Source organism: Brevundimonas vesicularis (genome assembly GCF_014204545.1).
GTDB classification, from domain to species: Bacteria; Pseudomonadota; Alphaproteobacteria; order Caulobacterales; family Caulobacteraceae; genus Brevundimonas; species Brevundimonas vesicularis_B.
On the sequence record NZ_JACHLJ010000001.1, the window covers coordinates 491,581 to 506,934 of the forward strand.

12 protein-coding genes are annotated in these 15,354 nt (G+C 66.3%); 8 read left to right on the top strand and 4 right to left on the bottom strand.

The features are described from left to right. On the top strand, positions 1-2,289 hold the full coding sequence (locus tag HNP47_RS02405) for a spermidine synthase (protein ID WP_184278084.1): 2,289 nt from the start codon (positions 1-3) through the stop codon (positions 2,287-2,289). On the opposite strand, the gene HNP47_RS02410 is transcribed toward HNP47_RS02405, so the two are convergent. Next, positions 2,286-3,437 (bottom strand): bifunctional 2-C-methyl-D-erythritol 4-phosphate cytidylyltransferase/2-C-methyl-D-erythritol 2,4-cyclodiphosphate synthase, encoded by a 1,152-nt coding sequence (locus tag HNP47_RS02410; RefSeq protein WP_184278087.1) that lies wholly within the window; start codon positions 3,435-3,437, stop codon positions 2,286-2,288. The two genes, HNP47_RS02405 and HNP47_RS02410, sit on opposite strands and share 4 nt — an antisense overlap. Positions 3,438-3,532: 95 nt before the next feature. Here HNP47_RS02410 and dusB point away from each other — a divergent pair, with 95 nt between their 5' ends. The 7 genes from dusB (at position 3,533) to HNP47_RS02445 (ending at position 12,436) form a co-directional block, all read left to right on the top strand. Next, complete coding sequence (gene dusB, locus HNP47_RS02415) at positions 3,533-4,588, top strand: tRNA dihydrouridine synthase DusB (protein WP_184279077.1); 1,056 nt, start codon at positions 3,533-3,535, stop codon at positions 4,586-4,588. Beyond that, a complete protein-coding gene (locus HNP47_RS02420) occupies positions 4,585-6,855 on the top strand; it encodes a PAS domain-containing sensor histidine kinase (protein WP_184278089.1) in 2,271 nt (756 codons plus the stop codon). Before dusB ends, HNP47_RS02420 begins: the two co-directional genes overlap by 4 nt. A gap of 9 nt (positions 6,856-6,864) precedes the next feature. Further along, complete coding sequence (locus HNP47_RS02425; RefSeq protein WP_066551406.1) at positions 6,865-8,271, top strand: sigma-54 dependent transcriptional regulator; 1,407 nt, start codon at positions 6,865-6,867, stop codon at positions 8,269-8,271. Then, complete coding sequence (locus HNP47_RS02430) at positions 8,271-9,131, top strand: D-amino-acid transaminase (protein ID WP_184278091.1); 861 nt, start codon at positions 8,271-8,273, stop codon at positions 9,129-9,131. The genes HNP47_RS02425 and HNP47_RS02430 overlap by 1 nt, the downstream gene beginning before the upstream one ends. A 101-nt stretch (positions 9,132-9,232) precedes the next feature. Then, positions 9,233-9,478 (top strand): RNA chaperone Hfq, encoded by a 246-nt coding sequence (gene hfq, locus HNP47_RS02435; protein ID WP_003164861.1) that lies wholly within the window; start codon positions 9,233-9,235, stop codon positions 9,476-9,478. Continuing rightward, on the top strand, positions 9,479-10,792 hold the full coding sequence (gene hflX / locus HNP47_RS02440) for a GTPase HflX (RefSeq protein WP_184278093.1): 1,314 nt from the start codon (positions 9,479-9,481) through the stop codon (positions 10,790-10,792). Between the two features lie 6 nt (positions 10,793-10,798). Then, a complete protein-coding gene (locus tag HNP47_RS02445; protein WP_184278095.1) occupies positions 10,799-12,436 on the top strand; it encodes a Na+/H+ antiporter in 1,638 nt (545 codons plus the stop codon). 3 nt (positions 12,437-12,439) lie between these two features. On the opposite strand, the gene HNP47_RS02450 is transcribed toward HNP47_RS02445, so the two are convergent. Genes HNP47_RS02450 through HNP47_RS02460 form a run of 3 tightly spaced genes read right to left on the bottom strand, consistent with a single transcriptional unit; the run spans position 12,440 to position 15,257 of the window. Continuing rightward, the gene (locus HNP47_RS02450) at positions 12,440-13,096 is read right to left on the bottom strand and encodes an HAD family phosphatase (protein WP_184278097.1); all 657 of its coding nucleotides are present in this window, start codon (positions 13,094-13,096) and stop codon (positions 12,440-12,442) included. An 8-nt stretch (positions 13,097-13,104) separates the two neighbouring features. Beyond that, a complete protein-coding gene (gene mazG / locus HNP47_RS02455) occupies positions 13,105-13,899 on the bottom strand; it encodes a nucleoside triphosphate pyrophosphohydrolase (RefSeq protein ID WP_184278099.1) in 795 nt (264 codons plus the stop codon). Then, positions 13,896-15,257, bottom strand: coding sequence for an MFS transporter (locus HNP47_RS02460; protein WP_184278101.1), 1,362 nt, complete (start codon positions 15,255-15,257; stop codon positions 13,896-13,898). Before HNP47_RS02460 ends, mazG begins: the two co-directional genes overlap by 4 nt. Positions 15,258-15,354: the final 97 nt, after the last annotated feature.

Consider the following 15,354-nt stretch of genomic DNA (forward strand, 5'->3'; position numbering starts at 1 on the left):
ATGACCGAGGCTGTCGATCCGTTACGCCCCGCCGCCCCGACATCGGATCGCATCGCGCCGATCCTGTTCGCCGTCGCCATCTTCACATCGGCCTGTCTGGTCTTCGTCGTTCAGCCAATGGCGGCCAAGCTGCTGTTGCCGACGCTGGGCGGATCGCCTTCGGTGTGGAACGCGTCGATGGTGTTTTTCCAGACCGCGCTGCTGGCCGGATACGGCTATGCGCACCTGCTGCAACGTCTGGCGACGATGCGGGCGCAGGTCGGGGTTCACCTAGGCCTGCTGGTTCTGGCGGCGTTTTTCCTGCCCTTGCAGATCAGCGGCCTGTTGGGGGATCCCGATCCGTCCCAACCGGCGGTGTGGCTTCTGGCGACGCTGGCGGTGTCGATTGGCGCGCCGTTTGCGGTTCTGTCGGCGACCGCGCCATTGCTTCAGGCCTGGTACGCGCGCGTGCGGGCCGGGCACGCAGACGGCCAGAACCCCTATGTTCTCTATGCCGCCTCGAACCTAGGCAGTTTCCTGGCCCTGCTGGCCTATCCCGTCGTGATCGAGCCGCTGGCCAGCCTGTCGGATCAGCGCCTGGGCTGGAGCGTCGGCTATGGGCTGTTCGTGGTGATGGTCGTGGGGCTGGGCGTTCAGGTCTGGCGACGACGCGAGATGGGGACAACGGAGCCCGCCCCGCTTGAGGCCAGCCGGCCGATCGCCTGGCGTGAAAAGGGGATGTTGGTTCTGCTGGCCGCCGCTCCGTCCAGTCTGATGCTGGGGGTGACGGCGCACCTGACGACGGATGTGGCCTCGGCGCCGTTTCTGTGGGTCATACCGCTCGCGCTCTATCTTCTGACGTTCGTCATCGCGTTCCAGACCCGGCCGGCGATCCCGCCCACCATCGGCCTAGGGCTGCAGGCGGCGATGGGCGCGGCCTGCGCGGCCCTGATCGCGTTCCGGACAGGTGAATGGCTGCTGGTGTTCACCGTCAATCTGGCGGCCTTCTTCTTTACCGCGTTGATGTGCCACCAGAGGCTGGCGGCGCGGCGGCCGGCGCCGGATCGGCTGACCGAATTCTATCTTTTGCTGTCGCTGGGCGGCGTAGTCGGCGGGCTGTTCAACGGCCTGATCGCGCCGGCCGTTTTCGACATGGTGTGGGAGTATCCGCTGGTGCTGGTGGCGGTCGGATTGCTGCGACCGTGGAGCCGTCGCGAGATCAGGCCGTGGGAGATCATCTGCTGCGTCGCCGGCGTGGTCATCGCTCTGTTGGGGCCGCTGTCGATGGAGGCGGTCCGTTATGCGCCCGACATTCGCGCGGCCATCCCGGACGCCGAACTGGTGCGGATCGCGCAAGCCATCCTGGGGATCGCGACCCTGTTCGCCTTCCTGGTGCGCGATCGGGCGGTGATGTTCACGATCGTTTTGGCCGCCCTCGTCTGGTCCGGCTATCATCTGGCGCGCGGTTATGACTGGGCCCTGTCGGAGCGCAGCTTCTTTGGCGTGATGCGGGTGGCCAAGATCGACGATCCGCTGATGGGCGGGCCGGTCCATGTGCTGATGCACGGCACGACCCTGCATGGCGCCCAGGCCCAGGCGCCGGCGAACCGCTGTCAGCCGACACTCTATTATGCGACCTCGACGCCGCTGGGGCAGGCAATGCTGCAGATGCAGACAAAACGGCTGGACGGCGCGCGCGTCGGCGTGGTGGGGCAGGGCTCGGGCGCCATGGCCGCCTACAAGCGCGCCCAGGACCAACTGACCTTCTTCGAGATCGATCCGATGGTGGATCGGCTGTCGCGCGACCCCCAATGGTTCAGCTTCATCAACGGCTGCGCCGAGGGGCCGGTGCGGACGGTGCTGGGCGACGCGCGTTTGACGATGGATCGCGAGCCGGCGGGATCCTACGACCTGCTGGTCATCGACGCCTTTTCGTCCGACGCCGTGCCGACGCATTTGCTGACGGTGGAGGCGATCCGCGGCTATCTGCGGCTGTTGGCGCCCGACGGCGTCGTCGTGCTCCATCTGTCGAACCGGAACCTGGAGATCACCCTGCCGGCCGAGGCGGCGGCGCAGGCGCTGAAGGTCCCGCACCTGCACCAGGTCTATATCGAGCAGTCAGGTCAGGGCGACATGGCCGAGGCCTCGACCGAGGCCCTGCTGATCGGCAAGAGCCCGGCGGCGTTGGAAGGCTTCAGGGACGATGCACGTTGGCGCAGGCTGTCGCCGACGACGGTGCGTCCCTGGACGGACGACTATGTCAATCTGTTCGGATCGCTGGTGCGTCAGATGAAGATGGCGGCGCGCTAGGCGACTGGCGTTTCAACGGTTGCGACGGCCTGGGCGGCCAGACCCTCGCCGCGTCCGGTGAAGCCAAGCCCTTCGGTCGTCGTCGCCTTGACGCTGACGGCGTCGAGCGGAAGGTTCAACAGCCCGGCGATGCGGTCGCGCATGGCCTGGCGGTGCGGCTTCACCTTGGGGCGTTCGCAGATCAGGGTGACGTCGACATTGACGATGCGGCCGCCGCGCGCCGCGACCAGTTCGGCGGCATGGATCAGGAACTGGTCCGAGGAGGCGCCCTTCCATTTCGGATCCGTTGGCGGGAAATGGTCGCCGATGTCGCCCGCCGCGATGGCGCCCAGGATGGCGTCGGTCAGGGCGTGGAGACCGGCGTCCGCGTCGGAGTGGCCGATCAGCGTTTGATCGTGCGGCACCTCGATCCCGCAAAGCCAGACGGACCCGCCTGGTCCCCAGCGATGCACGTCATAGCCGGAGCCGATGCGGGTTTGATAACGCTGCGCTTCGGGCAGCAGAGCTTCGGCCATGGCGAAATCCTCGGGATAGGTCAGTTTCATCAAACGCGCATCGCCCTGAACCAGGGCCACCGCGCCGCCGCTGCGCTGGACGACGACGGCTTCGTCGGTAGGGACATCGGCGTCCGACCAGGCCGCATAGGCGGTCTCAATCACGCCCCGGCGGAAGGCTTGAGGCGTCTGGGCGCGCCACAGACCTTCGCGATCAACCACGTCGGTCATGATTTCCGCCTCTCCGCGTCGCAGGCTGTCGGCGACAGGCAGGACGGGCAGGGCGCCGTCCGAAGTTCCAAGGGCCGACAGCAGACGATCGACGACGGCGGCGTCCAGCAGGGGGCGGGCGGCGTCATGGATCAGCACCGGCTGATCCGCTGGACAGGTCAGGGCTGCAAGCCCGGCGCGGACCGAATCGGCGCGGACGGCTCCACCGACGACGGCTTTCCAACGCGGCAAACCGGACATCACCTCCGCCACACGCTCAACGGCGTCAGGCGCGATCACGACGATCAGTTCGTCGGCGCCGGCGTTCAGCAGGGCTTCGGCGGACCAGCGCAGCACAGGCTTTCCACCCAGGTCTCGCCACTGTTTGTCGCCGCCGGCGCGTGAGCCGGAACCGGCCGCAACGATGATGCCCGAGAATGTCATGGCGGTCTTGATAGTGCGCGCGGCGACGGGGCGAAACCATCAAAGCGCCGCGGTCGTGCTTGACGAGGGCGGCTGCGATGCGGCGAAAGACGGAAATGCCCAAGACCTTGCAAATCGGCGATGTGACCGTGCCCGGCCAGGTGCTGATGGCGCCGATGACCGGCGTGACCGACCTGCCGTTTCGCGTGCTGGCCTCCAAACTGGGCGCCGCCTATGTCGCGACAGAGATGGTGGCGGCCAAAGAACTGGCGCGGGCGCGGCCGGACGTCGTGCGGCGCGCCGCCGTGGGAGCCGGTCTGCCGCTGACCGTCATCCAACTGGTCGGGCGTGATCCCGAACAGATGGGCGAGGGGGCGCGGATGGCGGAAAAGGCCGGGGCGGACATCGTCGATCTGAACTTCGGCTGTCCGGCCAAGGAGGTGACAGGCTCGGCCGCCGGTTCGGCTCTGATGCGGACGCCGGATCTGGCGTGTCGGATCATGGAGGCGGCGGTCAAGGCGACCGAACGGCCGGTGACGGTCAAGATGCGGCTGGGCTGGGATGACGAGAGCCGAAACGCCGCCGAACTGGCCCGCCGCGCGGAAGCGATCGGCGTCAAGGCCGTCACGGTGCATGGCCGGACGCGAAAGCAGTTTTACACCGGGCAAGCGGATTGGGACGCGGTCGGAACGGTGAAAGCGGCGGTCGGCATTCCCGTCATCGTCAATGGCGACATCATCACCGCTGACGAGGCGCGCCAGGCCTTGGCGCAGTCAGGGGCCGACGGGCTGATGCTGGGACGCGGCGTCTATGGCCGGCCGTGGCTGGCGGCGCACCTTGAGCGGGCGCTGATCGACGGCGTGGCGCTGGAGGAACCCGGACCGGAAGAGCGGCTGGCGATCGTGATCAAGCACCTGCGGGCGTCGGCAGAGTTCTACGGCCTGCCGCTGGGTTTGAAGATGTTCCGCAAACATCTGGGCTGGTACATCGAACAGGCGCCGTGGCCGGCCGATCCGCAACACCGTCGCGAGGCGAAGGCAAGAATTTGCCGCTTGGACGATCCGATGGCCGTCGAAGACGCCATGCACGAACTGTGGCGGCCGGATTTGCCTCGAGATGGCAAGTCTGCTGTTGAAAATGGGTCACAGGTGTTGGAGACTGCTGTGGCATGACGGATACGCCTTCAGCACGCACTGCTTCGCCCGACCTCGCGTCGGACGACGGATCGTTCTGGGGGTGGGTCGATAGCGAACGGGCGCGGACCGGCTTCGGACTAGCGTTCTTTCTGGCTGTCGCGATCACGGCGGCGGCCATCTGGCTGGTGGCGGTCGCACCGGGCGCCACATCAGGGTCGGCGCGCGGATCGAGCAGCCAGATCGCTCTGATCGTGCTGGCCGCTAATCTGCTCCTGATTTCAGGCTTGGCCATCATCGTCGGCCGGCGGGTGCTGACCCTGATGCGCAGCACTGACGAAGCCGGATCGCGCCTTCACCTGAGGTTCGTCGCTCTGTTCTCGATGGTGGCTCTGGTGCCGTCGGTGCTGATCGCGTTGGTGTTCGGCGTACTGGTCAATCGGGGCGTGGACCAGTGGTTCAGCGAGAACGTGAAGTCGTCGGTCGACAACGGCGCCATTATCGGTCGCGCCTATGTCCGCGACGTGGCCAGCTCGATGGATGCGGATCTGGTCACGATCTCCGATCAATTGGACAGCGCACGAGGACTGTTTGACGACCGCATCCAGTTCAATGCCGCCTTGGCGCAGGTTGGGGACATTTTCCGATATCCGGCCATCTATATCGTCAACGGCAACGGCGAAGTTCTGGCGCGCGCCGAGCAACCCGGCGCACCGCCCTATCTGGCGCCGCCACGCAGCTATCTTGAGGCCGCCGGGCAGGACGGCCAACCGCCCACTGACGTCACGCAAAATCCCGATACCGTACGCTCCATCATCGCTCTGCCGGCCTATGGAGACGCCTACCTTTATCTCGTTCGTCCCCTCCAAGAGGGACTGATCGCGCGGATGAATGCGTCGGACCAGTCGATACAGGCCTATCGCGAGGCGGAAGAGAGCCGCGCTCGAATCCAGTCAGCCTTCATCCTCAGCTATCTGGAGACGGCGCTGCTGGTGCTGGTCGGAGCCGTATGGCTGGGAATGTCGGCGGCCAGCAGCATCTCTGCGCCCATCGGTCGGTTGGTGAAGGCGGCGGGCCAGGTCGCGGGCGGCGACTTCACCGCACGGGTCGACAGCGACGGCGCGCCGGCCGAAATCGCCACCCTGTCGGACGCCTTCAATCGCATGACCGGCGATCTGCAAGCGCAGCAGGCGGCGCTGAAGGCCGCGAGCGACGAGGCTCATGATCGCAGCCGTTTCATCGAGACCGTGCTGTCGGGCGTCAGCGCCGGTGTCATCGGTCTGGACAAGCGCGGCCGGGTGTCGGCGATCAACGACAGCGCCCTGCAGCTGCTTCACATTGACGACGCCGAGGTTCTGGGTCACGAACTCGCAGCCCTGTCGCCAGAGCTGAGCGATCTGGTGCGGCGCGCCGAGGCCCATATCGAAGAAGACATCGACGTCAGCCGAGGCGGAGACACGCGGCGGCTGCGCGTTCGGATCGAGGGCGGCTTGGGCGGCGAGATGGTCCTGACCTTCGACGACATCACTCGCCTTGTGACGGCTCAGCGAAACGCCGCCTGGCGAGACGTGGCGCGTCGCATCGCCCATGAGATCAAGAACCCCCTGACGCCGATCCAGCTGTCGGCCGAGCGGCTGAAGCGGAAATATCGCGCGCGGATCGGCGAGGATGTCGAGATCTTCGACCGCTGCACCGACACCATCATCCGCCAGGTCGGAGACATCGGCCGCATGGTCGATGAGTTCTCGTCCTTCGCCCGCATGCCGGCGCCACGTTTCGCGCCCGAGAACCCGGCCGAAATGCTGCGCGAGGCGGTGTTCGCTCAGCGGGTCGCCGCGCCGGACATCGTCGTCGACATCACCGAGCCCCTGCCCAAGGCGATGATGCAGGCCGACGGCCGCATGGTGGGGCAGGCGCTGATCAACATCCTCAAGAACGCGGGCGAGTCGGTTGCGGCGCAACGGCTTGCGGCGGGTGAGGCGGCGGCATCGGATCATGCGGGCGTTATCGCCTCGCTGACGATCGAGGACGGCATCGCGACCTTCGTCATCGAGGACGACGGCGTGGGTCTGCCGGCGCGTGACCGGGACCGCCTGACCGAACCCTATGTGACCACGCGCGAGAAGGGCACGGGCCTGGGCCTGGCCATCGTCAAACGCATTTGCGAGGACCACGGCGGCGAGCTGAAGTTGGCTGACGCCCAAACCCTGCGCGGCGCACGCGTGTGCATGATCTTCCCCCTGAAACCCCACGGTAAAGGCGGCGAGGGCGCGGAGCGCAAGCTCCAGACCCTGGCCGCCGAATAGCGAGGCAAGATGCGACCAACCGGTTCCGACATTCTCGTCGTCGACGACGAGGCCGACATCCGCGACCTGGTGTCAGGCCTTCTGGAGGACGAGGGGCATGCCGTGCGCGTGGCCGCCAACTCCGACGAGGCCCTGGCCGCGATCCGGGCAAGAAAGCCGTCGCTGGCGATCCTGGACATCTGGATGCAGGGCGGGGGGCTGGACGGGCTGGAGCTGCTGGAAGTGGTCAAGGAACTGGACCCAGACCTGCCGGTGGTGATGATTTCCGGTCACGGCAACATCGAGACGGCGGTGACGGCGCTGAAACGCGGCGCCTATGACTTTATTGAAAAGCCGTTCAAGTCGGATCGGCTGGTTGTCGTGGTCGAACGCGCGATCGAGGCGGCGACGCTGAGGCGCGAGAACCGCCGCCTGCGCGCGGCGACCATGACGCCGTCGGGCCTGATCGGCCGATCGCAGGCTGCGCAGGCCTTGCGCAGCACCATCGCCAAGGTGGCCCAGGCCAACAGTCGGGTCCTGATCGCTGGACCGGCCGGCTCGGGCAAGGAGCTGGTGGCGCGCCAGATCCACGAAGCCAGCCCGCGCGCCCGCGCCGAGTTCGTCGCGATTTCGGCCGCCGGCATGACGCCGGAACGTCTGGACGTCGAACTGTTCGGCGAAGAGGGCCAAGATGGCCGCCCGCGCAAGATCGGCGTGTTCGAACGCGCCCATAATGGCACCCTGTACCTGGACGAAATCAGCGACATGCCGCGCGAGAGCCAGAGCCGCATCCTGCGTGTTCTGGTGGACCAACGATTCCGGCGTGTCGGCGGAGAGCAGGACGTTCAGGTCGACGTGCGCGTCGTGACCTCGACCTCGCGCGATCTGAAGGCCGAGATCGCAGAGGGACGTTTCCGCGAAGATTTGTTCCACCGTCTGAACGTGGTGCCGATCCGTGTCCCGCCGCTGTCGGAACGGCGCGAGGACATCGCAGAGCTGGTCGAATATTTCGTCGACACGATCAGCGCTTCGCAGGGACTGCCTAAACGCATCGTCGGGGACGACGCGGTGGCGGTGCTGCAGGTTCATCCGTGGCCCGGCAACATCCGCCAGCTGCGCAACAATATCGAGCGTCTGCTGATCCTGGCGACCGGCGATCCGGCCGAGACGATCACCGCCGACATGCTGCCGCAGGAGGTGGCGACCTCGAACGGCGGGACGGCGAACCTGGGGGGCGAGCGCACCATCGCCCTGCCGCTGCGCGAGGCGCGCGAGGTCTTCGAACGGGAATATCTGGCGGCGCAGATCATGCGGTTCGGCGGCAATATCTCGCGCACCGCCGCCTTCATCGGCATGGAGCGATCGGCCCTGCACAGGAAGCTGAAGTCGCTGGGCGTGTCGCCTGCGCGCGGCGGCGATGAGGAAGAACCGGCCTGATGTCACGCGTGGCCTATGTGAATGGCGCCTACAGCGCGTATGGCGAGGCCGTGGTCCATATCGAGGATCGCGGTTTCCAGTTCGCAGATGGCGTCTATGAGGTCTGGTCGGTCCTCGACGGGCGGCTGGCCGATTTCGAAGGTCATATGAGTCGCCTTCACCGCAGTCTGAGCGAACTGAAGATCGAGATTCCGATGAGCGCCGGCGCCTTGGGCGTCGTTCTACGTGAGACCGTGCGGCGCAATCGCGTACGTTACGGCATGGTCTATCTGCAGGTCACACGCGGCACGGCGCCGCGCGATCACGGCTTTCCGCTCGATGTCGCGCCCAGCGTGGTCGTGACCGCCAAGTCGATCGATCCGGCGCGAAATCAGCGTCTGGCGCAGAACGGCGCGGTGGGCGTCACCCGACCCGATATTCGCTGGGGACGTTGCGACATCAAGACCGTCGGTCTCTTGCCGAACGTGCTGGCCAAACAGGCGGCGCGCGAGCGCGGGGCCTATGAGTGCCTGATGTACGACGACATGGGTCTGATCACCGAAGGCGCATCGACCAATGCGTGGATCGTGGATGAGGACGGCAGGCTGAGAACTCGGGACATCCAGGCCAATATCCTGCGGGGCGTCACGCGAGCGGCCGTCCTCGCGCTCGCCGCCGCCGAGGGTGTCGAACTGGAAGAACGCGCCTTCTCGGTCGACGAAGCCAAACGGGCGCGCGAAGTATTCGTCACCGCCGCCAGCGCCTTCGTCATGCCGCTGGTTTCGCTGGACGGCATGAAGATCGGCGATGGTAAGCCCGGCCCCGTCGCGACCCGCCTGCGCGAGCTCTACCTTGAACAGGCGCGTCGAGGGGCCATTTAGGGCGTTGCCCGAGCGGCCGGGCGGCGGTTAAGGTCGCGGTCGGCCGCCTCGGCCCCGCCGCTACCACGGCGACAAACAACGAAGAACAGGAAAAACCTGCCATGTCGCAAGACAAACGTCAGAACCTTCAGGACACCTTCCTCAACTCGGTCCGCAAGACCAAGACGCCGCTGACCATCTTCCTGGTCAATGGGGTCAAGTTGCAGGGCATCGTGACCTGGTTCGACAACTTCTGTGTCCTGCTGCGCCGCGACGGCCAGTCCCAGCTGGTGTACAAACACGCCATCTCAACCATCATGCCGTCTGCGCCCGTGCAGTTGTACGAGCCCGACGCCGAAGAAGACTGATTGACCCAAAAACTGATCGACCACACCGTCCCGCTGATCCGGGCGGTCGTCATTCACCCCGACCGACGCTCGGACAGTCCCCGGCTGGCGAGCGAACGGCTTGAGGAGGCGGCGGGCCTTGCCCGCGCGCTGGATCTCGACGTGCGCGCCGAAGAGATCGTGCGGCTGCGTAGCACCACGCCTGCGACCTTGTTCGGCACGGGCAAGGTCGAGGAATTGGCCGCGCTCGTGCGCGCCGCAGACGCCGAGGCCGTCATCATCGACGACGCCCTGACGCCGGTGCAGCAACGCAATCTGGAAAAGGCATGGGAGGTGAAGGTCATCGACCGCACCGGCCTGATCCTGGAAATCTTCGGCCGTCGCGCGCGGACCAAGGAAGGGCGTCTTCAGGTCGAACTGGCGCGGCTGGATTATGAGCGGTCGCGTCTGGTGCGGACCTGGACCCACCTTGAGCGGCAACGCGGCGGCACTGGTTCGACCGGCGGGCCCGGCGAAACCCAGATCGAGTTGGACCGGCGGCTGATCGCCGACCGGATCGTCAGGCTGAAGTCCGAGTTGGAGGAGGTGCGACGCACGCGCGGCCTGCACCGCAAGCAGCGTCAGAAGGCGCCGTTCCCGACGATCGCCCTGGTCGGCTACACCAACGCCGGCAAGTCGACTCTGTTCAATCGGCTGACGGGATCGGAGGTCTTCGCCAAGAACCTGCTGTTCGCCACTCTGGACACGACCCAGCGCACCATCCGGCTGCCGCAAGGGCGACCGGCCATCGTGGCGGATACGGTCGGCTTCATTTCTGACCTACCGCATGAATTGGTCGAGAGTTTCCGCGCCACGCTGGAGGAGGTCGGCGAGGCCGATCTGATCCTGCACGTCCGCGACATCGCCTCGCCCGACAGCGCCGCCCAGGCCAAGGACGTCGAGGCCGTGCTGAAACAGATCGAGACGCCAGAGGGCAAGACGCGCCGGGTGCTGGAAGTCTGGAACAAGATCGACCTGCTGGACGACGAGGCGCGCGAGACTGTGCTGGGTCAGGCCGAACGTTTGGCGAAGGACGGTGAGGCCGTCGCCGTCTCAGCTTGGACGGGCGAGGGGGTCGAGCCTCTGCGCCAGATCATCGCCGGCCTGATCGACGACGATCCCGAGACGCAGCTGACGCTGGAGCCTCATCAGGGCGACGCCCTGGCGTGGCTTTATGAACATGGGCGGGTCACGGCGCGCGATGCGGACGAGCTTGGCCGTACTCACGTCACGGTACGGCTGCATCCTGCGGCGCTTGGGCGATTCGAGCGTCTGTATCCCGACCTGACCGACTGAGTTTTCATGCATCTGATCGAAACCGTCCTGCTTCTGCTGTTGGCTGTGGTGGTGTCGGGTTCGATCGCGCGTATCACGCGCATTGCCTTGCCCTTGGTTCAGATCGGGTTGGGCGCCGCCATCGTGCTGATCACGGGCAAGACGGTCGATCTTGAGCCGGACATCTTCTTTCTGCTGTTTCTGCCGCCGCTGCTGTTTCTGGACGGCTGGCGCATTCCCAAGGAAGACCTGTTTCGCGACCGGGCAGTCATCCTTGAGCTAGCGCTGGGACTGGTGCTGTTCACCGTCGTCGGTCTGGGTTTCTTGATCTGGTGGATGATCCCGGAGATGCCGCTGCCGGTGGCCTTCGCCCTGGCCGCCATCCTGTCGCCGACCGATCCCATCGCCGTTCAGGCGATCGCGGCGCGGGCGCCGATCCCCAAGCGTCTGATGCACATTCTGGAAGGCGAGTCGCTGTTGAACGATGCGACGGGCCTGACCTGCATGCGGATTGCGGTCGCCGCCGCGACGACCGGAGCGTTTTCGATCGGCAATGCGGTTGGGACGTTCACCTGGCTGGCTCTGGTCGGGGTCGCGGTCGGCGTTCTGGTCACCATGGCCATCAGCTACGCCAAGAGCTTCATCAGCCGACGCTGGGGCGAGGACGTGGGCGCGCAGATCCTGATCAGCCTGCTGATCCCGTTTGCGGCCTATCTGGTGGCGGAAGAACTGCACGCTTCGGGCATCCTGGCGGCGGTGGCGGCTGGGGTGACGATGAGTTTCACCGAACGCGGAGGCATCGCCGGCCAGTCGATGGCGATGACGCGGATCCGGCGCAGCGTTGTGTGGGACACGGTTCAGTTCGTGGCCAACGGCATCATCTTCGTGATCCTGGGCGAACAGATGCCCTCAATCATGTCGCGCGCGGCCGAGGTGGTGGCGGGCACCAGCCGGCCCGAGGTCTGGTGGCTGGCGGTCTATGTGTTCGGCATCGTCGCCACCCTGGCGGCGCTGCGGTTCGTCTGGGTCTGGACCTCGCTGAAGCTGACCCTGTTTCGCCGCCGCCATCGAGGTCCGCCGGCCAAGGTCGGTTTGCGGCTGACCATGGTGATGTCTCTGGCGGGCGTGCGGGGGGCGATCACTCTGGCGGGTATTCTGACCCTGCCATTCGCCTTGGGCGACGGGTCGCCGATGCCGTCGCGGAACCTCGCGATCTTCCTGGCGGCAGGCGTGATCGTGGTGTCCCTGGTGCTGGCGACCTTCGCCTTGCCCCGGTTGCTGAAGAACGTCGAACTGCCGCCGGAGCCGTCGCACGAGCAGGAAGAGGATCGCGGCCGGGTCGCGGCCGCTTCGGCCGCCCTGCGCGCCATCGAGGACGCGTCGCACGCCATGGCGGAGGGCAAGCCCAACCCTGACCTTTATTCCGACATCGCGGGCCGGATCATGGAAACCTATCGCCAGCGGATCGAGACCCATACCCGCACGGACGAGGAAGACGCCGCCCTGACGCGCAAGATGGACGACATCGAGCGGCGTCTTTGGCTTGCAGGGCTAGCCGCAGAGCGAGAAGAGTTACGTCGGTTGCTGAGGTCGCGTCAGCTGGACGAGGTGACGGCCAAGAAGCTGTTCCGTGACGTCGATCTACAGGAACTGCGCTACCTCTGACGCTCAGCGATCCATGAAGGCGGAGACGGCGGCATAGCTGTCGGCGATAAAGTGGGCGCCGCGCGCCGTCAGGCGTTCGGCATGACCGTCGCGAACATGGCCGCCCGCCGTCAGTCCCACGACCGTCATACCGGCCGCGACGCCTGCGGTGACGCCCGCCTCGCTGTCTTCGATCACCAGGACGCGCGTGGGATCAACGCCCATCGTCTGGGCGGCGTGCAGGAAGATGTCCGGGTGGGGCTTGCCGCGCTCGACCACCAGACCGGTGAAGACCGCGCCGTCGAAATGATCCGTCAGGCCGAACAGGTCCAGACCGACCCCGATCCAGTCCGGGCCGCTGGACGAGGCGATGCAGCGAGGCTCGGTCCGGGCGGCGACGAAGTCCAGCAGACCGGGCACGGGCTCAAGCTGGTGCGGCGCGCGCTGGCGACAGGTCGCAAACCATGTGGTGTGGAAGTCGGCAGGGCAGGCGCGACCCAAGGCCGCCTCGACGATCGGCCGATTGTCGCGCCAGCGCTTGCCCGTATAGGCGGCCAAGACGTCGTCGAGCGAGGTCGGCAGACCGATGGCGGTCAGTTGCTCGGCCATGACAGTGCTGTTCAGCACCTCGCTGTCGGCGACCACGCCGTCGTAGTCGAAGATGATAAGGTCGTAGGGCATGCGGCGGCTCAGGATGGCAAGCCGGCCTTCTCAGCGACCTTTGCGGCGTCCCAGAGGCGGTCCATCTCGGCCAGATCCGATTGGTCGGGCGTACGGCCGTCCTTCGCCAGCGCCGCCTCGATAAAGCCGAAGCGACGCATGAATTTGGCGTTGGCGGCGCGGAGCGCATCCTCGGGCTCGACGTCCAACTTGCGCGCCAGGTTGGCGACGACGAACAAAAGGTCACCCAACTCTTCGCGCGCCTTGGCCTTGTCGCCGGCGGCGATCTCGACGCGCAATTCCTCGACCTCTTCGGCCAGCTTGTCGAAGACCTCATCGGTAGACGGCCAGTCAAAGCCGACGCGGCCGGCGCGCTTGGTCAGTTTGGCGGCGCGGGTCAGGGCGGGCAGGCCGACCGGCACGTCGTCCAGAACACCCGGCTTCTTGCGGTCCTTGCGCTCGGCAGCCTTGATGGCTTCCCAGGCGACGGTCTGTTCCTTCGAAGAGCGCTGCGCCTCGTCACCAAAGACATGGGGGTGGCGGCGCTCCAGCTTGTCGGCGATGGCCGTGACCACGTCGTCGAAAGCGAAAAGCCCCTGTTCCTCGGCCATGCGGGCGTGAAAGACCACCTGAAACAGCAGGTCGCCCAGCTCGCCCTTCAGCTCGACCAGATCGTTGCGCTCTATGGCGTCAGCGACCTCATAGGCTTCCTCGATCGTATAAGGGGCGATGGTGGCGAAGGTCTGCTCCACGTCCCACGGGCAGCCGCCGTTGGGATCACGCAACCGCTCCATGACGCCGAGCAGGCGGTCGATCGGTCTCAACGGCGGGCTCCGTCGCGAGCTTCCAGGGCGAGGCGGATTTCATCGTGCCGCTTCGGCGTTAAGGGATAGCCCTTCAGCACCCAGGCGGCGGCGGCCAGCAACAGGCCGGGGACCAGGATGAACAGGATCTGGAGCGTCAGCAGGGAAAAGTCGCTGTTGCCCGTCGGCCCCGGCACGGCCTTGAAGCCCACGCCCTGCAGGATCAGATAGGGGATCAGCGCGACCACATGGCCGATCTTGGTCGTCGCGGATAGGATGGAGAACATCAGTCCGGTGCGATCCACGCCGGTCTCCAGCCGCACCTCATCGCCGGCGTCCGCCATCATGGCGCGCAGCAGGAACAGGCCGGCCGCATAGGGCAGGCCGGCGATGAACATGGCGCCTGCCGTCAGCATGAAGTTGCCGCCGGGAACCAGGGTGGCGGCGATGTAGAGGACCGCGAAGATCAGGCTGGCGACGGCCAGGGCCTTGTCCTTGCCGATCCGCGTGGCCAGCCAGGCCCAGATCGGCGCGCCGCACAGACCGGCGACGAAATAGAACAGCATGAACAGGCCGGCCTGGCTGTGGTCATAGCCTTTGATCTGTCCGAAAAAGAAGAACAGCAGCGAACCCGTGATGCCCGGCGCGACGCCCAGCAGAAGGTCGGCGATCAAGAGCTTTCTGACCGTCGGCATTTTCAGCAGGGCCAGATAGGCGCCGGCGCCGCCGTGCGGCTGGGCGCCCGCATTGACGGGCTCCGGCACGGCGACCATGGCCAGGCCGATGGTGACGGGCAGGGCGATCAGGATGGCCCAACCCATGATCCGCACGCCGTCGGCATAGGTCCCGATGCCCGTCTGAACCACCACGGTCGGCAGCACCAGAATCAGGATCACGCCGATGATGTTGAACACCTGCCACCAGCCATAGACGCGGCTGCGCTGATCATACTGCGGCGCGAGCACGGCGGCCCAGCCGAGTTGGCCCAGGGTGCCGATCGAAAAGCCGAGATACAGGACCAGCAGCCAGCCGAACAGATAGGCCGGTCCGGCGCCGGGCTGGACCACGACGAACATCATGAAGGCCGACAGCATAAGGATCGGCGTCGAAATCGCCATCCACGGACGATAGCGACCGAACCGCGTCTTGGTCTTGTCCATGCCCCAGCCGATGAAGGGGTCGAAGACGATGTCGATCAGGCGCACGGCCATGAAGACGGCCGCCACGACTCCCAACTCCAAACCCACATGAGTGGCGTAGAACTCCGGCAGTGTGACGGGCAGTGCGACGCCGAAGGCCGCCAGCGGCAGGCATGGGCCGGAGAAGGACGCGAGCACGGCGTTGGAACGGCGGGGCGCGGTCGGCGCGGCGGTGGACATGCATCGGTCCGAAAGGCGCGGCGCGAGTCGGCCGCGCGTCACCATGCCAGCGATCGGTGACGCATGCACTTGTGAGATCGACCGGCTTGGGGCTTCC